Here is a 19,530-nt window from a genome sequence, read left to right on the forward strand (position 1 = left end):
CGCGCGAACGCTTCATAAGGGGGAACGCATGCCGAGCTCACAGGCCGTTCTGCGGCCCAGCCATCGGACCGAGGCCGAGCGACTGCTCGCCCGCGCGGTGGAGGAGGAGGTGCGTCGTTCGGGTGGCAGAACGGACGGTAGCGCGCTGCTCAGCCGGGCCAAGGCCGCGTTGGAGGACATCGCGTCGGCCGCGGACGAGGAGTACGCCACCTATCTGCGCGCGCTGGATGACGCGACGGGTGATCAGGTTCCGCTGGCGGCCCGGCTCTCGCGGCGGAACCTGGGCACTCCGGCCCTGGTGACGGCGGTGGCTGCGGCGACCGCCTTCGGCGCCGACCTCGGGTACGGCGCGTCGGCCGGGGCCGCCCTGAGCGTGGGGCTCTCCGTGGCGGCGGCCGGCTCCGCGGCCACCGTCGTCAAGCTGACCGCCGGCCACTGGCCCGCGTCGCACCGCCGCGCCGCATTGCACAGCCAGCCGGGCGGGCCCGAGCAACTGCGGCTCCAGTGGCTGACGGCGCTCGAAGTGCGGGGCATCCGCCCCTTCCTCGACCAACACCGCATGACGACCGCCGTGGCGCGCGGCAACGGCCACGGCGGCTCGAACGGCACGGCCCGGCGGCAGGCCACCACGCCGCTCGCCTCGGGAGCGCGGGCCCCTCAACTGCGGGGCGCCGACCGCAGCGCGGCGGCCCGTCGGCGCAGCGTGTTGGAGCAGTCCTTCCAGCACCTGCCGAAGACCAGCGGCGTGTTCGTCGGGCGCCGGGCGCAGCTCACCCAGATCGCGCAGTGGGTCCACCAGGCCCGGGCGAGCACGGAGACCAGGCCGACCGTGGTGCTACTGCACGGCCCGCCCGGCTCGGGCCGCACGGCGCTGGCCGTGCGGGCCGTGCACCAGTTGCGCGACCAGTTCCGCGGCGCGTGCGTGGTGGACCTGCGCGGCGGCAGCGCCACGGCCTCCGGTGCGGCGAGCGTGCCGCCGCTGGCCACCCGGGACGCCCTGCTGCACCTGCTCAACCGCCTCGGCGCGCCCCGCGATCAGCTCCTCTTCCGCGAGCGCCCCACCCACGAGCAGCACCTGAAGCGGCTGACGGAGCTGTACCAGCAGCACCTGACCGCCGTCCCGGTCACCATCGTCCTGGACGACGCGTCCGACGCCGAGCAGGTGCGTACGCTCATCCCCGAGCGCTCCGACAGCCTGGTCCTCGTCACCTCGCGGACCCCGCTCGACCTCCCGGCCGACCTGCCGGCCTGGGTGCACCGGCTCCCCGTGGGGCCGCTGGAGACGGCGGCGGCCGAGGAGTTGCTGCGGGCCGCGGCCGAGCAGGCGGCCGGCTCCGGGTCCGACAGCGGCGCCGACCCGTATGACGCGCTGGCCGCGGACCGCCTGACCGAGCTGTGCGGGGGGCTCCCGCTCGCCCTGTCCATCGCGGGCTCGGCCCTGGCCTCACGCACCCCCGACGCGCTCGCCAGCGAGCTGACCGCGGCCGAGCCGTCGGGCCCGGAGAGGTCGGGCTCCGAGCCGCCGGGCCCCGAGAGGCCGGGGCCCGCGTCGTCGGCCCCCGTGGAGCGCGTGCTGCGCCTGCGGTACGCCGACCAGGCGGACGACGCCCGGCGGCTGCTGCGCCGGCTGGCGCTGGCCGGCCGGGCGAGCCTGGGCACGGCCGCCGCCGCGGCGCTGCTCGGGGCCGACGACCGCACGGCGGACCGGCACCTGGAGGCCCTGGGCCGGTCCGGGCTCATCCAGTACACCCGCGGCAGCCGCTACCGCCTGCACGACCAGGTGCGCGCCTTCGCCCACGCGCGGCTGCTCGCGGAGGAGGAGCCGGCCGACCGTAGCGCCGCGCAGGAGCGGTTGATCCGCAGCTACGCGGAGTTGGCCGACTCGGTGATCCGCCTGGTCGACGGCAACACCTCCACCCGCGCCGACCACGCCTTCACCACGGGGGCCGCGGCGGGGCACGGCTTCCGGTCGCTGGACGCCGCGCTGCGCTGGCTGGACGACGAGTCCAGTTCGATCACGGCCGCGCTGCGGCAGATCGACGAGGGCGTGGACCAGGCGGCGGCGCTGCACCTGTTGGGCGCGCTGTGTGACTACTGCCTGCTGCGCGGCGACCTGTACCGGCTCGGCGAGCTGAGCGAGCTGTCGAACGCGGCCAACCAGGGTCTGCTCGTACGGTCCGTGCAGTGGCGTACGGGTGTGGCCGCGCGGCAGTTGGGCGAGTTGGACAAGGCGCGCACGACGCTGTCCTCGGTGGTCAACCTCTACTTCGAGGCGCACCACCCGGCCGGCGCCGCCCGCGCGCTGCGCGACCTGGGCATCACCCTGCAACAGCAGGGCAACCTGCCGGAGGCGGCGGCGAAGCTGCACGAGGCGCTGGAGCTACAGGCGGGTGAGGAGTTGCGCGCGGACCGCGCGTGGACGCTGCACGCCCTCGCGGCGGTCGAGCGCGACCGGGCCCGCCTGGCCCGGGCCCACGAACTCCTGCGCGAGGCGCTTGAGCTGCACCGCGAGGGGGAGAGCGTGCACGGCCAGGCGTGGGCCCACTTCCAACTCGGCCAGGTCTTCCTGCGGATGGGCGGCGTCGCGGACGCCGAGCGCGAGTTGCGCCAGGCCCTCGCCGCGTACGGTCGCACGCGCGACGCCCGGGGCGAGGCGTGGGCGCTCACCCAGCTCGCCAGGGCCCGGCTGGTCGACCACGACCCCGGGGCCGCCGTCGACCAGCTCCGCCAGGCCCTGGCCCGGCACCGGGAGAGCGAGGACGCGCGGGGCGAGGCGTGGACCCTGTACTACCTGGGCCAGGCCCTTGAGGAGCGCGGCGACCACGACGCGGCGCTGCGCGACCTAGAGCGGGCCAGGAACATGTTCAGCCGGATGCGCGACGTGTACGGGCTTGCGTGTGCCCGGCACCACTCGGCGCGGGTCACCCGCGACCTGCGCGCCGCGCAGACCGGCTCGCTGCGCAACAGCGGGTTCGCCCGCCAGCTCCTCCAGGACGCCCGCCAGGACTTCCGCCGGGTGGGCGTGCCGCACGGTGAGGCGTGGTCGTGCGTGGAGCTCGCGGTGATCGACGCCGGCAACGGCAAGGCGCGGCAGGCCCTGGAGCTGACGGACGAGGCGGCGCGGCTGTTCCAGGGGTACGGCGACCGGCGCGGGGAGAGCTGGGCGAGGTTCCTGCGCTGCACGCTGCTGCCGTTCGCCTCGGCGGGCGGCTCGGTGGTCGGGGTGGCCGTCGCGCAGGAGGAGCTGGCCGGGCTGCTGAGGGAGCTGCGGGCGGCGGACTGGGCGTGCGATCCCTCGCTTGAGGACTACGCCGAGGCGTTCGCCCTGGTCCTGGAGCGGGGCGTGGAGCCGGAGAGCGGGTGGCAGGCGTGGCGGCTGGGCATGGTGCCGAGCCGGTACGCCCGAGAGATCATGGCCGTGCTCCCGCGCCGCATACAGCCGAGCGCCGCGTAGCCGTAGCCGTAGCCGTAGCCGTAGCCAACGACGGTGGGCGCGGACGGGGTGCCGCGCGTGGGTCGCCGCACGGGAGGCCGCGCACGGGGTGGCGTGGGGGGCGGGATGGGAGACGATCACGGGTGAGCGCGCCCGGGTTACCGCCGGGGGAACGGGGTTCCCCTCGGGGGCGGCGCGCTCACCGTGGGCCCGCTATCGACCCGTTGCCGCGCTTTCGCGCTGGTCAGAGCCTTGATCTTCGGCAGAAGGCGCTTCTTCGAAGTCGACCTTCTTCATGTGCGTGTTCATACTCTTCATCAGCATCCACACGGCGACGCCGATGACCGCGAAGACGATGAAGCCGAGGACGCCAGGGGTGACCTTGTTGTCATCCACTTCCTTGGCGAGCTCGAACACCGGAGACGCGTGGGTCAGGGCGAGGGTGCTAGTCGCGGTCATCATGGTGTCAATTGTTGCGGATGCCCGCGAAGAGGTCGTCCTCGGGGAGGGATGTCGCCACTCGCGACTTCGCCAGCTCGTACTCCTCCGTGGGCCAGACCTCCTTCTGGATCTCCATCGGGACCCGGAACCAGCCGCCGTCGGGGTCGATCTGGGTGCGGTGCGCGATCAGTGCCTTGTCTCGGATCTCGAAGAACTCGCCGCAGGGCACGTAGGTGGTCAGCTCGCGCTCGCGCTTCTGGAACTCCTTCCAGCGCTCCAGCCACTCCCCGTACGGCGACTCCAGGCCGCGTTCGAGGAGCGCCTCGTGCAGCGCGACGGTGCGCGGGCGGTTGAAGCCCTGGTTGTAGTAGAGCTTCAGCGGCTGCCAGGGCTCGCCGGCCTCCGGGTACCTGGAGGGGTCGCCCGCGGCGTCGAACGCCACCATGCTGATCTTGTGGGTCATGATGTGGTCCGGGTGCGGGTACCCGCCGTTCTCGTCGTAGGTGGTGATCACCTGCGGCTTGAACGAGCGGATGAGCTTCACCAGCGCGCCGGCCGCCTCGTCGACGTCCTGCACCGCGAAGCACCCCTCGGGCAGCGGCGGCAGCGGGTCGCCCTCGGGCAGCCCGGAGTCGACGAAGCCCAGCCACTCCTGCTTGACGCCCAGGATCTCGCGCGCCTCGTCCATCTCCTTGGCGCGCACCTCGTGGATGTTCGCCTCGATGTAGGGGTCGCCCTGGAGTTTCGGGTTGAGGATGGAGCCTCGCTCACCACCAGTGCAGGTGGCGACCAGCACGTCCACCCCCTCGGACACGTACTTGGCCATGGTGGCCGCACCCTTGCTCGACTCGTCGTCGGGGTGAGCGTGAACGGCCATCAGTCGTAGCTGCTCAGTCAAGACTCGATCCTCAGTCCTTGGTCAAAGAAGACGCCTCCTATAGTGACCCAAGCTGGGCTGGAATAATTCCGAGTTTTCAACCAGCGAGCTGACCAGGAGGAATGATCATGGCGACGGTGCGCGACGCCCGGCCGGACGAGCGCTACGGGCGCTCCGCTGACGAGCGCGCGGATCGCAAGTTGAAGATCATCGGTGCCGTGCTCGGGGCCGGTCTGCTGGGCGTGGTGGCCTGGGCGGGGTTCAGTTACGTCGCCGAGCAGAAGGTCAGCGGACGGGTCATCGCCTTCAAGGCGGTCTCGGAGAACGCCATCGAGGTGCACCTGGAGGTGCGCAAGGACCGGGACAGCACGGGCGTGTGCACCGTGCGCTCGCAGGCCGAGGACGGTTCCGAGGTCGGTCGCAAGGACTTCACGTTCGACCAGCGGCAGAAGCAGGTGGACGAGGTGGTCACGGTGCGTACGACGAAGCGGGCGACCACGGCCACGGTGGTCGAGTGCAAGGCGTCCGACGGCTGACCGCGCGCCCGCGCGCTACGGCGGGTTCGCCGGCCGCCTCGTCCGCGGGGCACGCGCGGCCCAGGCCTCGCGTCGGCGCCGTACGGCCCGTAGTCGGCCGGGGCGGGCACCGGGTGAGTTCGCGGGGCCGCCGGAGCCGTCGCTCCGGTTCAGCGGGGCCCAGGGGGCGCCGTGGGGCCGTGGAGCGGGTCCGGTAGCGGGTCGGCCGGCCACTGTCACCCCGGTCCACCCCCTTTCTGACGTGTTTCCTACGCGTTCAGGCCCTTCCCTCCTCCCCGTTTCCGCGCGGAATTGTTAGGCTCGTGGTTTCGCCCACCTTTGAAGGCGCACCCTTTGAAGGAGGGCGTTCATTTGTATTCCCCCAGCACCGACGAGGAGCACCTGTGACCCAGACCAGCGACAACGTCACCTGGCTGACCCAGGAGGCGTACAACCAGCTCAAGGCCGAGCTGGAGTACCTGTCGGGTCCCGCACGTGTCGAGATCGCGAAGAAGATCGAGGCCGCCCGTGAAGAGGGTGACCTGCGGGAGAACGGTGGCTACCACGCCGCCAAGGAAGAGCAGGGCAAGCAGGAGCTCCGCGTACGCCAGCTCACGCAGCTCCTGCAGCACGCGAAGGTCGGAGAGGCCCCCGCGGACGATGGCGTGGTGGAGCCCGGCATGGTCGTCACCATCGCGTTCGACGGCGACCCCGACGACACGCTGACCTTCCTGATGGCCTCCCGCGAGTACGCGAGCGCGGACATCGAGACGTACTCCCCGCAGTCCCCCCTCGGCAAGGGCGTGACCGGCAAGAAGGTGGGCGACGAGGCGCAGTACGAGTTGCCCAACGGTCGCACCGCGTCCGTGAAGATCCTCGCGGCCAAGCCCTACCAGGGCTGAGCCACCGCGACGGGCCCGCGCGCCGGTAGTACCGGACCGGGCCCCGGGGACCACACGAGCGCCGCGGGCCCAACGTGTTCGAGCCGCCGCCCGCGGCAGCCCCGACGACGAAACCCCCGACGCACGGCGTCGGGGGTTCGGTCGTTCACGGCCCGGTCGCGGCGCCCGGACACGGGCGGGGTCAGGTGGCGGCCGAGCGGTACTTGCGGACCGCCAGGGTGCGGAAGAGCGCGATGATCACGACCGACCACAGGACCGAGGCGAGCACCGGGTGCTCCATCGGCCAGGCGTCCGAGGGCAGCCCGTCCGGGTTGCCGAACAGTTGGCGGCAGGCGAGCACGGTGGCGCTGAACGGGTTCCAGTCCGCCACGTGCTGCAGGAACGTCGGCATGTTTCCGGTGGGCACGAACGCGTTCGAGATGAACGTCAGCGGAAAGAGCCAGATCAGGCCGCCGGAGGTGGCCGCCTCCGGGGTCCGTACGGACAGTCCGATCAGGGCGCCGATCCACGAGAAGGCGTACCCCAGGAGCAGCAGCAGCGCGATCGCGCCGACGGCCTTCGGGATGCCCTCGTGCGCCCGCCAACCGATGATCAGCGCGACGATGACCAGCACCACCACGGTGAGCGTGGTCTGTACGAGGTCGGCGAGGGTGCGGCCGGTCAGGACCGCGCCGCGCGACATCGGCAGCGAGCGGAACCGGTCCACGAGCCCCTTGTGCATGTCCTCCGCGATGCCGGCGCCCGCGCCCGCCGTGGCGAACGTCACCGTCTGCGCGAAGATGCCCGCCATCAGGTACTCGCGGTAGTCGGCGGCGTTGTTGCCGGGCTCTCCGGGTACCGGGATGGCGCCGCCGAAGACGTACGCGAACAGCACCACGAACATGATCGGCTGGATGAGGCCGAAGAGGACGATCTCGGGAATCCGGGTCATCCGGATCAGGTTGCGCTTGGCGATGACGAGGGAGTCGCGCACCGACTGGACGAGGCCGCCGCGCGCGTGCGGGGGCACCGCCCTGCGGACCGTGCTGGTGCTCGTGGTGCTCACTTCGCGACCTCCCCGTCGCTCGTGGTCGCGCCCGGGCCGCCGACCTGTTCGGGGTCGCCGTCCGGCTCCGCCTCCCGCTCGGCCACGTGGCCGGTGAGGGAGATGAACACGTCGTCCAGGGTGGGGCGGCGCAGGCCGATGTCGTCTATCTCGATGCCGCGGGCGTCCAGCTCGCGGATCACCTCGGCCAGCAGCTTGGCGCCGCCGGTCACCGGGACGGTGACCTTGCGGGTGTGGCTCTCGACGCTGGTGCCGCCCTTGCCGAAGCCGCGCAGCACCTCGGTGGCCGTGCCGAGGTGGTTTCGGTCGTGCACGACGACCTCGACCCGTTCACCGCCGGTCTGCGCCTTGAGCTGGTCGGAGGTGCCGCGCGCGATGACCCGGCCGTGGTCGACGACGCAGATGTCGTGCGCGAGTTGGTCGGCCTCCTCCAGGTACTGCGTGGTCAGCAGCAGCGTGGTGCCGCCGGCCACCAGTTCCTGCATGATCCCCCACAGTGCCTGCCGGTTGCGCGGGTCGAGGCCGGTGGTCGGCTCGTCCATGAACATCACGGGCGGGCTGACGACCAGGGCCGCCGCGAGGTCGAGCCGCCGCCGCATGCCGCCCGAGTACGTCTTGGCGGTGCGGTCGGCCGCCTCGGTGAGGTTGAAGCGCTCCAACAGCTCGGCCGCCCGCGCCTTCGCGTCGCGCGAGCTCAACTGGTAGAGCTGGCCGACCATCCGCAGGTTCTCACGGCCCGTCAGGTACTCGTCGACCGCGGCGAACTGGCCGGAGAGGCCGATGACGTGCCGTACGTCGTTCGGGTGCTTGAGCACGTCGATGCCCGCGACGACGGCCCTGCCGCTGTCCGGCCGCAGCAGGGTGGTGAGCACGCGGACCGCGGTGGTCTTCCCCGCGCCGTTCGGGCCGAGCAGGCCGAGCACGGTTCCTTCGGGGACGTCGAGGTCGACGCCGTCCAGAGCCCTTACCTTGCCGAAGGTCTTGACCAGACCTTCGGCGTAGATGGCGCCTGGCATGAGGTTCTCCCAGGGTGGCTGGTTCTTTGATCGGTGACTGCGATGAGCTGTGGGGGCGGTAGGGAGCGGTGGGGCGCGATGGGCGACAGCCGCGCCTGGGACCGTCCGGTCCACAGGGCCGGACCATGGCACTCGCCCGCCCGCTGCCCGAGGAGGGTCGAGTGCTCACCGTTATAGTGAGACGCGTTATATCGCGTCAAGACTTGCGACAGTATCGCGTCCAAAGGTCCACCGTACGTCCGCCGCCCCGCCCCCGCACGCCAGAGCGCGCCGGCGGGCTTCACCGCCCCTCGGACGGCCCCCCGCCCTGCTCCACGCCGGCGACGCCCCCGCCCCGCCACGGCACCTCGACGGCCACGCCGGTCGAGTGCCCATCCCACGCGACTCCTCACACCCCACCCACCCCCGACGCCCCGCAGACGCCCACCGCACCCCCGGCTACCCGCCGCCCCACGGGCCCATCGGTCGCGCGGAACGCCTTGTCGTACGAAACCACCCGCCGTACGACATCGCGGGCCGTACGGGAGAACCCGGCCGTACGGAACGTCCGCGGACGGCAGTGCGCGGCGGTCCGCGGTGCGCTGTGGCCGGGCGTGCCGGCTACGGCGTGATCGTGTAGCCCGCGGCGCGGAGGGCGGTGGCGACCTCCGCGCAGTGGTCGGGGCCCTTCGTCTCCAGGTGCAACTCCACCTCCACTTCGGTGAGTCCGAGCCGCGGGTTGGTACGGGCGTGGCTCACGTCCAGCACGTTGGCGTCCGCCTCTGACAACACGCGCAGCAGCGAGGCCAGGGCGCCCGGGTGGTCGGTGAGCCGCAGGCGCAGCGAGAGGTAGCGGCCGGCGGCGGCCATGCCGTGGCGCAGGACCCGCTGCATGAGCAGCGGATCCACGTTGCCGCCGGACAGGACCGCGACCACTGGTCCGGCGAAGGCCCCCGGGTCGGCGAGCAGGGCGGCGACGGAACTCGCGCCCGCCGGCTCCACCACGAGCTTGGCCCGCTCCAGACACAGCAGCAGGGCGCTGGAGAGCTCGTCCTCGGTCACCGTACGGATCTCGTCGACGAGTTCGCTGACGATACGCAGCGTCAGGTCGCCGGGGCGGCCGACCTTGATGCCGTCGGCCATGGTGGTGGGCGCGTCCAGCGCGACCGGGTGCCCGGCCGCGAGCGAGGGCGGGAACGCGGCGGAGCCCGCCGCCTGGACGCCCACCACCCGCACGTCGGGCCGCAGCGCCTTCACCGCGACGGCGATGCCCGCCGCGAGCCCGCCGCCGCCCATGCCCACGACGATGGTGCGCACCTCGGGGCACTGTTCCAGGATCTCCAGGCCCACCGTGCCCTGGCCGGCGATGATGTCGGGGTGGTCGAAGGGGTGGATGAACACCGCGCCGCTCTCGCGGGCGTACTCCTGGGCCGCGCGCAGCGTCTCGTCCACCACGTCGCCGCACATCCGCACCTCGGCGCCGTAGTCCCGGGTCGCCGCGACCTTGGGCAGGGGCGCGCCCTCCGGCATGAACACGGTCGAGCGCACGCCGAGCAGCGACGCCGCGAGCGCGACGCCCTGCGCGTGGTTGCCGGCGCTGGCCGCGACCACGCCGGCGGACCGCTCGGCCGCCGAGAGGCCGGCGATGCGCACGTATCCGCCGCGCACCTTGAAGGAGCCGGTGCGTTGGAGGTTCTCGCACTTCAGGTGCGCCGGTGCGGCAAGGAGGTCGGTCAGGAACCGGCTGCCCTCCAGCGCGGTGACCCGAGCGACGCCGGACAGCGTCTGTTGCGCGGCGCGCACGGCCTCCAGCGTCACCGCGCCGGACGCCTCCCGCGCGCCGTCGTCGCCGTCCCCCGGGTTTACGGGGCCAGCCCCGTCGTCAACGCGTGCAGCCATGGTGCCCAGTGTCGCAGCGTCGGCCCGATCCCGCCGGCGCCGGCCCGCCCCACCCGGCGCGGTGGGCCCGCTTCGCACTGCTTGACGCAGGGCAGGTACGGCGGGCGCCGGGGCCGCGTACTCTGTCCCCCATCCTTCAGACCACCGCACGAAGTGAGCCCCAGGCCATGCCCACCCATTCGGACATGACGACTGCGACTACGGCCCGGGGGACGACCCCCGGGCCGGCGCCGGAGGAGACCGGCGTCCTCGACTCTCTCCAACACCAGGTGGCGGTCTTCGCCCGACGCGCGGAGCAGACCCGTCTCGGCGGCGTCGGACAGGCCCGCAACTCGATGGACCGCGCCGCCTACCTCCTACTCAACCGGCTTGACCAGGAAGGAGAGATGGGCGTCAAGAAGCTCGCGCTGAGCATGGGCATCGACTCGTCCACCGTGACCCGGCAGGTCGCGCCCCTCGTGGACACCGGCATGGTCAAGCGCACCTCGCACCCCGAGGACGGCCGCGCCGTCGTCCTGCAACTCTCCCCGCGCGGCAAGGCCCGCCTGGAGGAGGTGCGCTCGTCCCGCCGCGAACTGATGGCCATCGCCACCGAAGACTGGACGCCGGACGAACGCGACCAGTTCTGCACGTTGTTGACCCGTTTCAATGCCGCGCTCTCGGTGATCCACGGCGCACCGCAGTTGGCAACACCCTCCTGACCGGCGCTTGTCCCGGCCCGTACCGGGGCTTGGACCGACCGACGCTCTGACCTCGCGTCCGCGGCTTGCGGCCCGCCTCACCCCGAGGGCCGTACGGCGTGCGTCGGCACCCCCACCGGAGGGGCCGCCATCCGGTCCCCTCCGCTCCGCGCCCCGGCTCCGCGCCGACCAGGGCCGCTCCCGCGCCAGCGACACCACGGCTCCCGCCCTGGTCCGCGCGCCCACGCCGCGCTCCCCCACCGCGCCGACGCGCCTGCCCGCACTCCTGGCCGTACCGCGCGCCCGCCTGCCCGTCGCGCGGTGCGCCGCCTGCCCGTTCGGGCACCGTGACCGGCGCGGCGCCGGCGCCGTTCGCCGACCGCGCGTCGCCGGCGTGGTCGGACGCCGCCACCGGGCGGCCCGGTGCGGCGGCCCGCGACGCGCGTCACGCGGCGGGGCACTCGGCGACGCGGTCGGCGGTTCCGGTCCGGCGCGGCGTGGGGCTTCGGCGGGTCGCCGTGCGGCTCGTGCAATGTGCTTGAGCATGGCGGCCGTGGGGCTGGCGCCCATGCTCCGTACGCTGCACTCATGCCTCTGGCATATGCCATGGTGTCATTCCACGCACGGCCGTTGGCCGGCATCTCACGATGTGAGCAATCCGCGACGAGACGTCGCCCACACCGCGCCCCGCCACCACCGCACACCGGCTCGCGCCGACCGGTCGCGGCGGGTGTGGCGGGCTCGCGCCGACGCCGCCGTACGCCCCGCCGCCCCCGGGCGCGCCCCGGGGGCCGACCTCACGAGCCGGCCGCCGGACCCTTGACCGGGCGGGCCCGCTGGCGTGTCCTGAAGGGGTCGTGTTCTCGCGAACACGGGAGGCGCGGTGGGGAAACGGCGAGCAGCGAGGGACGAGCGCCGGACCCGGGAGTTCGCGGCGTTCGTCGCGGGCGCGGGCGGCCGACTGCTGCATGTCGCGACCCTGCTCACCGCCGAGCCCCCGCAGCGGTGCGTCGCGGCCGAGCGGCTGCTCACGGCCGCGTTGGCGGGCACGTACGCGCGCTGGGACCAGTTGCGCGGCGAGGATCCGTACGAGCGCACCCGCCAGGAACTCGCCGCCCGCTTCGCGCACTCGGCCTGGCGGCACCGGCGTCCGGGTCCGCCCGGACACGGCCCGCTGGCGGCGCTCACGCCGCAGGAACGGTTGGTGCTGGTGTTGCGCCTGCATGAGGGGGTGGCCGAGGAGGTGACCGCGGCCACGCTGGGTCTGCCGCCCGACCGGGTGCGCGCCGTGTGCGCCCGGGCCGTCGCGGTCCTGCGCGACCCGGACCACGGCCGGGACCGCGACCCGGACCGCGACCGCCCCCGCGACCAGCGCGCCGGCGCGGCCCCCGGCAGCCGCGCGGCCGGGGGGCGGGGGCCGTGAGCGGCTGGGACCGCAAGGAGGACGAGGTGCGGCGGATGCTGGAGGCGCGGCCACGGCCGGCGCTTCCGTGGGACCTGGCCGACCGGGCCGCCGCCCGGGGCCAGCGGGCGCTGCGCCGGCGCCGGGCCGTCCACCTGGCGACCTGGGTCGTGCTGCTGGCGGCCCTGTTCGCCCTCACGGTGTGGGCGGCCCTCACCGAGCCCTGGACCCCACCGCCCCGCTCGACGACGCCGCCCCTCGGCGGGTGGTAGCCCCTGGCTGGCCGGGGCGTCGCCCCGGCCGGGGGCCGTACGGCGCGGCGCCGAGCCCAGGTCAGCCCGGCTCGGCCAGGTCGGGCCCAGCCCGGTCCGGCGGCCGGGCCCGGCGCCGCGCGGCCGGTTAGCCCAGCGCCTGGTTCAGGTCCGCGATCAGGTCGTCGGCGGACTCGATGCCGACCGAGAGGCGGATCAGGTCGGACGGCACCTCAAGTGCGGAGCCGGCCGCCGACGCGTGCGTCATCCGGCCCGGGTGCTCGATCAGCGACTCGACGCCGCCGAGCGACTCGCCCAGCGTGAACAGCTCCGCCCGGTTGCAGATGTCGATCGCGGCCTGCTCGCCGCCCGCCGCGCGGAAGGAGACCATGCCGCCGAAGGAACGCATCTGCTTGGCGGCGATCTCGTGGCCCGGGTGCTCGGGCAGACCCGGGTAGTAGACCTGGGCGACCTTCGGGTGGGAGGTGAGGAGTTCGGCGATCCGCTCCGCGTTCGCGCTGTGCCGGTCCATGCGCACGGCCAGCGTCTTGGTGCCCCGCATGACCAGCCAGGCGTCGAACGGTCCGGCGACCGCGCCCATGGCGTTCTGGTGGTAGGCCAGTTCCTCGCCCAGCGCGGCGTCGGCGGTGATGAGCGCGCCGCCCACGACGTCGGAGTGGCCGCCCATGTACTTGGTGGTCGAGTGCACGACGATGTCGGCGCCGAGGGCCAGCGGCTGCTGGAGGTACGGGCTGGCGAAGGTGTTGTCCACGACCAGCCGCACGCCGGCGGTGCGGGCGATGTCCGCGATGACGGCGATGTCGGTGATGCCGAGCAGCGGGTTGGTGGGGGTCTCGACCCAGATCAGCTTGGTGTTGGGGCGGATCTCGGCGCGTACCGCCTCCGGGTCGGCGGTGTCGGCGACCGACCACTGCACGCCCCAGCGCTCGATGACCTTGGAGATCAGCCGGAACGTGCCGCCGTACGCGTCGTTCGGGATGACGATGTGGTCGCCGGGCACGAGCAGGGCGCGCAGGAGCGTGTCCTCGGCCGCGAGCCCGGAGGCGAAGGCGAGGCCCCGGCTGCCGCCTTCCAGCGCGGCCAGGTTCTCCTCCAGCGCGGTGCGGGTCGGGTTGGCGGATCGGCTGTACTCGTAGCCACCGCGCAGCCCGCCCACCCCGTCCTGCTTGTAGGTGGAGACCTGGTAGATGGGCGGGACGACGGCGCCGGTGGCCGGGTCCGCGGCCTGCCCCGCGTGGATGGCGAGCGTCTCGAAGCTCTGGGAAGCGTGCGGCTGAGGGTGCTGGTCAGTCATGGGCCGAGGGTAATGCTCACCGCCGGGCCCGCGCCGCCCCTCCTCGTGAACGGCGCGCTTAGGCTGTAGGGCGAAGGCCGTTACGCGGGCCAACGCCGGCCACGGGCCGACGCCGGTGCCCGCGCTCCGGCGCCGCGCCCGGCGCGCGGCCCCGCGGGCGCGGCGCGGGCGGCGCGGGGAACGGTGAGGCGGCGGGGCAGCGGACTGACGGGCCGTGCCGGTTTCGGCGCGGCTCCCACGACAGCACACGGGACAGCATCATGGAGTTTCTCTTCATCCTCATGGGCCTGCTCATGATCGGCATGGTCATCGTGCCGATGCTGCGCCGGCGGCGCGGCGGCAAGGAGGCGATGGCGGGCGCGCGGCGCGTCTCCGACCCCGGTGAGTACGGCTTCCTGCCCGTGGAGCGGCTCGACGTGCGGTTGCCGGGGCCCGACGAGGAGCTGGTCGCGACGCTGGCCGAGGTGACCAGCTCCCAGGACTGGCGGCCGGTGTCGCGGCTGCTCGCGCACACCGACGCCTCGTCCGAGCTGCGCTGGCAGCGGGTGCAGACGCTGGCGGGCGCGGCCGTGCACGAGCTGGCGATCAACCCGGGGCAGGGCGGCGTGTGGCTGCGCACCTGGCGGGTCGAGGCGCCGAAGGACCCGGGCGGTGCCGCGGTGCACGCGGAGTTCCTGGTCCGCCAGGCGTTGCGGGACTCCGGCTCCGAGGACTTCACGATGATCCTGGAGGAGGCCCGTACGGTCTGCGGCGAGGCCGCCCTGCTGGCCCCCGGCGACCCGGTCCCCTACCTCGTCGAACTGGGCATCGCCCGTGGCCTCGGCTACCGGCAGGCCGACTTCGAGGAGCTGTGGGCCAAGATCCGCGACCGCGCCCCGGCGCACATGGGCGCGCACCTGGCCGCCCTGCACTACTGGTGCGAGAAGTGGCACGGCTCCAAGGAGCTGGCCGACGCCTTCGCGCAGCAGGCGGCGGCCGGGGCCCCGGACAAGAGCCTGCTGCCGGCGCTGCCCCTGTTCGCGGTCTTCGAGCACCTCCCGGAGGCCAACCTGGTGCAGGGCCTGTACCGCAGCGTGGTCGTCACGCGTGCCATCGAGGGCGCCCAGTACGCGCTGCTGCACGCGCCGGCGGACCACCCGGTCGCCCCGCACGTGCGGCACCTGCTCATCTGGTTCCTGGTCCGCGCGGAGCGGTACGCGGAGGCCATCGTCCAGCTCCGGCTGGTGGACGGCCACGTCGGCGCCGTCCCGTGGTCGTACGGCCCGGACCCGGCGGAGCTGTACGCGAGCTACCGTGCGACGGCCGTCGCGGGCTGGGAGGGCGCGGGCGGCACGCCGGCGACGCTGCCGCAGTAGCCGACCCCGCCGCACCCCGGCCCCGGCACCGGCCCCGCCGGGGCGACCGGTGGCACCCCGCGACCGACCCGTCGCGGGCTGGAATGGACGCGGGCCGCGAGACGTTATAGAAGCGGCCGATCGCCTGCCCCTGGAGAGACCATGCTGTTCAGTCGTTTCAAGAACCAGCTCCCGTCCGCCGATGAGACGCTCAAGGGCCGTCCCGAGCGGCCGTACGAGGTCCCGGAGCGGCACACGGTGCTGGGCAACCCCCTGCTCGGCCCGTATCCGGAGGGCCTGGTCGTCGCCGACTTCGGCCTCGGCTGCTTCTGGGGCGCCGAGCGCAAGTTCTGGCAGACCCCGGGCGTGTGGACGACCGTCGCCGGCTATCAGGGCGGCCAGACGGTCAACCCCACCTACGAGGAGGTGTGTAGCGGCCTCACCGGGCACACCGAGGTCGTGCGCGTCGTCTTCGACCCCGCCAAGACCTCGTACGAGGCGCTGCTGAAGGTCTTCTGGGAGGGCCACGACCCGACCCAGGGCTTCCGCCAGGGCAACGACGTGGGCACGCAGTACCGCTCGGCGATCTACGCGCACTCCGACGAGCAGGTCTCAGCGGCGCTGGAGTCCCGCGACGCGTACCAGGCGGTGCTCGCCGACGCCGGGTACGGCGACATCACCACCGAGATCCTGATCGCCGGCCCGTTCTACCCGGCGGAGGACTACCACCAGCAGTACCTGGACAAGAACCCCACTGGCTACTGCGGCATCGGCGGCACGGGCGTCTCCTGCCCGGTCGGCGTGGCCCGCATGGCGGAGAACGGCTAGTACGCGCCTCGGCGCCCCGTCGACCGGCCGCCGCGCGTCCGCGCGGTACGCCGATCGACGGGGCCGCTGACCGGCCGGACCCGAGGGCCCGGCCGGTCACGCCTCCAGGCGCGGGGCGGGGTGTTACCGCGTCCCGTTGCGCGAGGCGCCGCGGGACGGCGTGCGGTAGCGGGCGATCTCCGTCAACCCGTCGGCTCCGACCAGGTGCGCCGGGCGGTGCGCCAGCGCGGCGAGGTCGGCGACGACGGCCAGTTCACCGCGCGCGGCCCGCAACCACACCTGCGCGCCGGTCAGCGAGCCCGGTACGGCGTACCGCGTCCCGTCGTGCACCACTGTGTCCGTCTCGCTGACGGTCGCCTGCTGGCCGAGCCCGAGGACGCAGGGCGCCGGCGGCAGCGGGTGCAGCCGGGTGCGCTCGATCAGCAGCCGCTCGGCGGGGGTGGCCGCCTGGGCCTGCGCCCGCCGCCGCTCGACCTCCGGCTCGCCCTCGCCCTCCGGCGCGGCGTCCGGTCGCTGGCCCTGCCAGTGCCGCACCTGCCCGTTGAACCACTGCCCGAACTCCTGGCAGGCCGCCTGGAGTTCGGCGAAGGACGCGTACTCCGGGCGCAGGTCCGCGTCGGTCGGGGTCAGGTCGGCCGCGGCGATGCGCACGCCGGCCTGGGTGCCGCCGCCCTCCGGGTCGTGCGGCACGCAGGTGCGCACCTTCATGCCGTAGTGCCGCCCGACGGCGACCACGTCCGGGTGGCGCGCGCCGCCCTCCTGGCGCAACCGGGTGAGCAGGTACGTCGGGGCGCCGCCGAGCGCCGTGAGGGTGGCGTCCAGGCAGCAGACGAGGCTGCCCAGCGTGCGGTCCCGGCAGGGGATGACCACCCGGTACCGCGACCAGGCGAGCCAGGCCGAGAACAGGGCGGTGCGCCGGGGCTCGCCGTCGGGCCCGGGCACCAGGGGCCCCGGGCCCCAGTCGCACTGGAGCCACAGGCCCGGCTCGGTGACCCAGGGCCGGAAGATCCGCCGACTGCCGCTCTGCCAGCGGCTCTTGGTCTCGGCGACGACCCGCCGCGTGGTGCGCTCGCTGCCGGTGAAACCCATCCGCACCAGGCGCTCGTGCGCCCGCACGGCGCTGATGTGACCCTCGGAGCGGTCCACCCACTCCTCGATCTTCTCGGCGTAGGCGTCAGCTAAGCGCGACCGGCGCGAGGGGCCGGTGACCGGGCGTCCGGCGTCCCGGGCCGCCACGTAGCGGCGGACGGTCTTGGGGTCGCAGCCCACGATCCGCGCCGCAGCGTACACGCTCTCGGTGGCGTCGTACGCCACCAGGATCTCGATGATCTCCCGGTCGGTCATCTTCATGCCGCCACCCCCAGCGGGGCCGCCGCGCGGACCGCACCGGCGCGGCGGGCCGGGCCGTGGTCGAGGTCGCGGAGGGGCAGTGGCTGGGCCGGGGTCGGCTGGGCGGGGATCGGTTGTGCGGGATGTGACTGGGCGGGGTGCGACTGGCGCGGAAGCCCGTACGGCATTCCGGCGAACGGCGCTATGCGCTCACGACTGAACATGGCGTGTGTGCTCTCTGTCTCGAACGAAAGGGTGGCGGTGGCGCGCCGGTGGGCGCGCCGGTGCTACCCGGGGTGTTCGACGACGTCGTGCGGGCGCGTGTGCAGCGGGGAAGCCGTGTCGCGCGGCCGGCCGTCCGCGGTGCGCGGCGGGTGCAGCGCGGCGGTGGCGGGCAGGTCGTGCTTGTCGAGGGCGCGCTTGGTGGTCTGGTCGCCGCCGTGGCCGCAACCGCCCTGCCCACCGGGCGCGGTGGGGCCGATCGGGCCCGGCGAGCCGCACGGCGCCTGCGGCGCGTGCTGGTGGCCGCCGCATCCCGGCGCGCCGTGCGGCCGGTTCCCGGTGCCGCAGTCCGGCGCGTCGGAGTGCGGTCGCTCGGCGCCGGTGGCGGTCCCGGTGGCCAAGCTCGTACGGACCGCGCCGAGCGGGCCGGACGGCGGGCCGACGAGGGCGCTCGCGGCGCCGTATCGGGCGAGCGGGCCCTCGCCCCTCGGCGGGACGTCCGCCGAACGCTCCCGGCCCGGCCCATCGCCCCGACCGGGACGCGCGCAGTCCACGCCGTCGCCGGCGCAGTCGGACGACGCCGGACGCTCGGACGGGGTCGGCAGGAGCGAGGTGCCCGGCCCGTGCGGCCGGTTCGGCCTCTCGGAGCGGCCCGGCGGCTCCGGGTTCGCGGGGGTGTGCGGCAGGCGCGGGCCGGCGTGCGCGGGGGTCTCCGGCGTGCGCGGTCCGGTCTGCGGGCCGAGCGCGTCGGGCGCGGCGGGGAGCAGGCGCGCCGGCGGAGGCAGCTCCGCGCCGGGCCGCCCCTGGCCGCCCCCGCCCTGTCCCCCGCCGTGACCGCCTGGGCCCCCGGCGTCCCCGCCAGGGCCCTTGCCCTTGCCAGGGCCCTTGCCCTTGCCGCTGTGGGGCTTGCCCGGGCCTTCGCCGTGGGGCTTGCCCGAGCCGTCGCCGTGGGCCTTGCCCTTGCCGCCGGGCGCCTTGCCACCGGACGTGGCGTGCGCGGCCTCGCGCGGCGTCTGCTTGGCCTTCGCGTGCGCGTTCTCCGTTGCCGCGTGCGCCTTCTTGGCCGGTGCGTGCGCGTTCTTGTCGCCCTTGCCCTTGGCTTCGCCCTTGGACCCGCTCCGGCTCTTGGCCCGGTCGGGCTGGCCGGGGCCGTGCTGCGCGTTGGCCTTGCCGGCCTTGCGGTCGCCGGCGGCCTGCCGGCCGCCGTGCTGGTCCCCGGGCGTGGCCTTGGTCGCCGTGGCATGAGGCGCGGCCCCGACGTTCCCCTTGGCCTTCGCCTTGCCTGCCGCTCGGGCGCCGTGAACCGCCGTGTCCTTGCCGGTCGTCGTGGCGGTTCGGGTCGGGCCGGCCGCCGTGGTCCGCGCGCCCTTGGCCGCCCGCTCGCCCTGCGACGCCGACCGGTCGGCGCGCGCCTCGCGCCCGCCGTCCTGCGAGCCGTTGGCGTGTGCCTGTCCCGCGAGGACGCTCGCCAGCGCGAGGAAGCCGCCGAGGGCGCACAGCAGCAGCGCCGTGCGTCGAGAGGCCGACACGCAGCGGCGCACCGCGGACCAGACAGGAAGACACGCCGTCACGGTGAGTTCCTCCCCCTCTGGCTCACGGAACTGGCGGTGCACGCATCGAACACGAACGCTCAGGACGGTGCAACCCCTGGCACCCGGCGCATTGTTGGCCGCCACGGCGCGTGAACAGGGCTCTCCGAACTGGCATACGGTCACGGAGCGCCCCGGTCCGCTCCCGTCAGCGGCCACCAACACGGCTCCCGCGCCGGCCGCGCTCGACCCCGTCCCGGCCGCCCCACCACCGCCCGACCCGCCCGTACGGCGCGTACTCCGCCCCGAACAGGGTGATTCATCCCGTTGTCGCGCACGGTTACCGAGAGGTTAACTCCGTTTTCGCGTACGGGCGTTGAGGCCGCCCAGACGATCGGGAGCGGGAGATCGCGACACCCCGTCGCCGGTCACGTCGCGCCCCTACCCGACCGTCCGGTAACACCTCACCGGACGCGCACGGCGGGGGCGCGCGCATCCGCCCACGCGCCGTCGCGCTGCAAGGCGAACCCCCA

The 19,530-nt window shown here is 74.1% G+C and carries 16 protein-coding genes; 8 read left to right on the forward strand and 8 right to left on the reverse strand.

The features are described 5' to 3' along the window. The first annotated feature begins 28 nt into the window (after nt 1-28). Nucleotides 29-3,454: a tetratricopeptide repeat protein gene (locus AC3CHW_RS11735; protein WP_488470405.1), complete on the forward strand. Its 3,426-nt coding sequence runs from the start codon at nt 29-31 to the stop codon at nt 3,452-3,454. 192 nt (nt 3,455-3,646) lie between these two features. On the opposite strand, the gene AC3CHW_RS11740 is transcribed toward AC3CHW_RS11735, so the two are convergent. Both AC3CHW_RS11740 and mca read right to left on the reverse strand, forming a co-directional pair. Further along, nucleotides 3,647-3,895, reverse strand: coding sequence for an RAMP4 family protein (locus AC3CHW_RS11740; protein ID WP_387592066.1), 249 nt, complete (start codon nt 3,893-3,895; stop codon nt 3,647-3,649). Nucleotides 3,896-3,899: 4 nt separating this feature from the next. Beyond that, the gene (mca, locus tag AC3CHW_RS11745) at nt 3,900-4,772 is read right to left on the reverse strand and encodes a mycothiol conjugate amidase Mca (protein WP_176163736.1); all 873 of its coding nucleotides are present in this window, start codon (nt 4,770-4,772) and stop codon (nt 3,900-3,902) included. A 107-nt stretch (nt 4,773-4,879) separates the two neighbouring features. On the opposite strand from mca, the gene AC3CHW_RS11750 reads away from it, so the two are divergent. Further along, nucleotides 4,880-5,287, forward strand: a complete 408-nt coding sequence (locus tag AC3CHW_RS11750) for a DUF4307 domain-containing protein (RefSeq protein ID WP_187062952.1) — start codon at nt 4,880-4,882, stop codon at nt 5,285-5,287. Between the two features lie 383 nt (nt 5,288-5,670). Then, on the forward strand, nt 5,671-6,168 hold the full coding sequence (gene greA, locus AC3CHW_RS11755; RefSeq protein ID WP_187062953.1) for a transcription elongation factor GreA: 498 nt from the start codon (nt 5,671-5,673) through the stop codon (nt 6,166-6,168). Between the two features lie 181 nt (nt 6,169-6,349). Here greA and AC3CHW_RS11760 read toward each other — a convergent pair whose 3' ends face one another. The 3 genes from AC3CHW_RS11760 to ilvA all read right to left on the reverse strand — a co-directional run bounded on the left by AC3CHW_RS11760 (nt 6,350) and on the right by ilvA (nt 10,107). Further along, entirely contained in the window at nt 6,350-7,213 is an 864-nt protein-coding gene (locus AC3CHW_RS11760) for an ABC transporter permease (protein ID WP_488470406.1), read from the reverse strand. Then, entirely contained in the window at nt 7,210-8,229 is a 1,020-nt protein-coding gene (locus AC3CHW_RS11765; RefSeq protein WP_488470407.1) for an ATP-binding cassette domain-containing protein, read from the reverse strand. The genes AC3CHW_RS11760 and AC3CHW_RS11765 overlap by 4 nt, the downstream gene beginning before the upstream one ends. A 600-nt stretch (nt 8,230-8,829) precedes the next feature. Further along, a complete protein-coding gene (ilvA, locus tag AC3CHW_RS11770) occupies nt 8,830-10,107 on the reverse strand; it encodes a threonine ammonia-lyase (RefSeq protein WP_488470408.1) in 1,278 nt (425 codons plus the stop codon). Nucleotides 10,108-10,274: 167 nt separating this feature from the next. Here ilvA and AC3CHW_RS11775 point away from each other — a divergent pair, with 167 nt between their 5' ends. The 3 genes from AC3CHW_RS11775 (at nt 10,275) to AC3CHW_RS11785 (ending at nt 12,461) form a co-directional block, all read left to right on the forward strand. Beyond that, nucleotides 10,275-10,808, forward strand: coding sequence for a MarR family winged helix-turn-helix transcriptional regulator (locus AC3CHW_RS11775; protein WP_488470409.1), 534 nt, complete (start codon nt 10,275-10,277; stop codon nt 10,806-10,808). 862 nt (nt 10,809-11,670) lie between these two features. Further along, nucleotides 11,671-12,210, forward strand: a complete 540-nt coding sequence (locus AC3CHW_RS11780; protein WP_488470410.1) for a sigma factor-like helix-turn-helix DNA-binding protein — start codon at nt 11,671-11,673, stop codon at nt 12,208-12,210. Next, nucleotides 12,207-12,461, forward strand: a complete 255-nt coding sequence (locus tag AC3CHW_RS11785) for a hypothetical protein (protein WP_488470411.1) — start codon at nt 12,207-12,209, stop codon at nt 12,459-12,461. Before AC3CHW_RS11780 ends, AC3CHW_RS11785 begins: the two co-directional genes overlap by 4 nt. 127 nt (nt 12,462-12,588) lie before the next feature. On the opposite strand, the gene AC3CHW_RS11790 is transcribed toward AC3CHW_RS11785, so the two are convergent. After that, nucleotides 12,589-13,755 (reverse strand): cystathionine gamma-synthase, encoded by a 1,167-nt coding sequence (locus AC3CHW_RS11790; protein ID WP_398611948.1) that lies wholly within the window; start codon nt 13,753-13,755, stop codon nt 12,589-12,591. A 260-nt stretch (nt 13,756-14,015) separates the two neighbouring features. Here AC3CHW_RS11790 and AC3CHW_RS11795 point away from each other — a divergent pair, with 260 nt between their 5' ends. Both AC3CHW_RS11795 and msrA read left to right on the forward strand, forming a co-directional pair. Next, entirely contained in the window at nt 14,016-15,110 is a 1,095-nt protein-coding gene (locus AC3CHW_RS11795) for a hypothetical protein (protein WP_459247440.1), read from the forward strand. A gap of 141 nt (nt 15,111-15,251) precedes the next feature. Then, complete coding sequence (gene msrA, locus AC3CHW_RS11800) at nt 15,252-15,917, forward strand: peptide-methionine (S)-S-oxide reductase MsrA (RefSeq protein WP_381158969.1); 666 nt, start codon at nt 15,252-15,254, stop codon at nt 15,915-15,917. A gap of 123 nt (nt 15,918-16,040) precedes the next feature. On the opposite strand, the gene AC3CHW_RS11805 is transcribed toward msrA, so the two are convergent. Continuing rightward, on the reverse strand, nt 16,041-17,267 hold the full coding sequence (locus tag AC3CHW_RS11805; protein WP_459247441.1) for a transposase: 1,227 nt from the start codon (nt 17,265-17,267) through the stop codon (nt 16,041-16,043). 266 nt (nt 17,268-17,533) lie between these two features. Continuing rightward, nucleotides 17,534-18,997 (reverse strand): hypothetical protein, encoded by a 1,464-nt coding sequence (locus tag AC3CHW_RS11810; protein ID WP_488470412.1) that lies wholly within the window; start codon nt 18,995-18,997, stop codon nt 17,534-17,536. Nucleotides 18,998-19,530: the final 533 nt, after the last annotated feature.

The organism is Streptomyces sp. MGP-BFMKR1, from assembly GCF_057766585.1.

Excerpts from the sequence above, each read along its gene's own strand:
- msrA (WP_381158969.1), top strand. The coding sequence starts at position 15,252 with ATGCTGTTCAGTCGTTTCAAGAACCAGCTCCCGTCCGCCGATGAGACG.
- AC3CHW_RS11750 (WP_187062952.1), top strand. The coding sequence starts at position 4,880 with ATGGCGACGGTGCGCGACGCCCGGCCGGACGAGCGCTACGGGCGCTCC.
- AC3CHW_RS11805 (WP_459247441.1), bottom strand. The coding sequence starts at position 17,267 with ATGAAGATGACCGACCGGGAGATCATCGAGATCCTGGTGGCGTACGAC.
- ilvA (WP_488470408.1), bottom strand. The coding sequence starts at position 10,107 with ATGGCTGCACGCGTTGACGACGGGGCTGGCCCCGTAAACCCGGGGGAC.
- AC3CHW_RS11775 (WP_488470409.1), top strand. The coding sequence starts at position 10,275 with ATGCCCACCCATTCGGACATGACGACTGCGACTACGGCCCGGGGGACG.
- AC3CHW_RS11735 (WP_488470405.1), top strand. The coding sequence starts at position 29 with ATGCCGAGCTCACAGGCCGTTCTGCGGCCCAGCCATCGGACCGAGGCC.
- AC3CHW_RS11740 (WP_387592066.1), bottom strand. The coding sequence starts at position 3,895 with ATGATGACCGCGACTAGCACCCTCGCCCTGACCCACGCGTCTCCGGTG.
- AC3CHW_RS11790 (WP_398611948.1), bottom strand. The coding sequence starts at position 13,755 with ATGACTGACCAGCACCCTCAGCCGCACGCTTCCCAGAGCTTCGAGACG.
- AC3CHW_RS11765 (WP_488470407.1), bottom strand. The coding sequence starts at position 8,229 with ATGCCAGGCGCCATCTACGCCGAAGGTCTGGTCAAGACCTTCGGCAAG.
- AC3CHW_RS11795 (WP_459247440.1), top strand. The coding sequence starts at position 14,016 with ATGGAGTTTCTCTTCATCCTCATGGGCCTGCTCATGATCGGCATGGTC.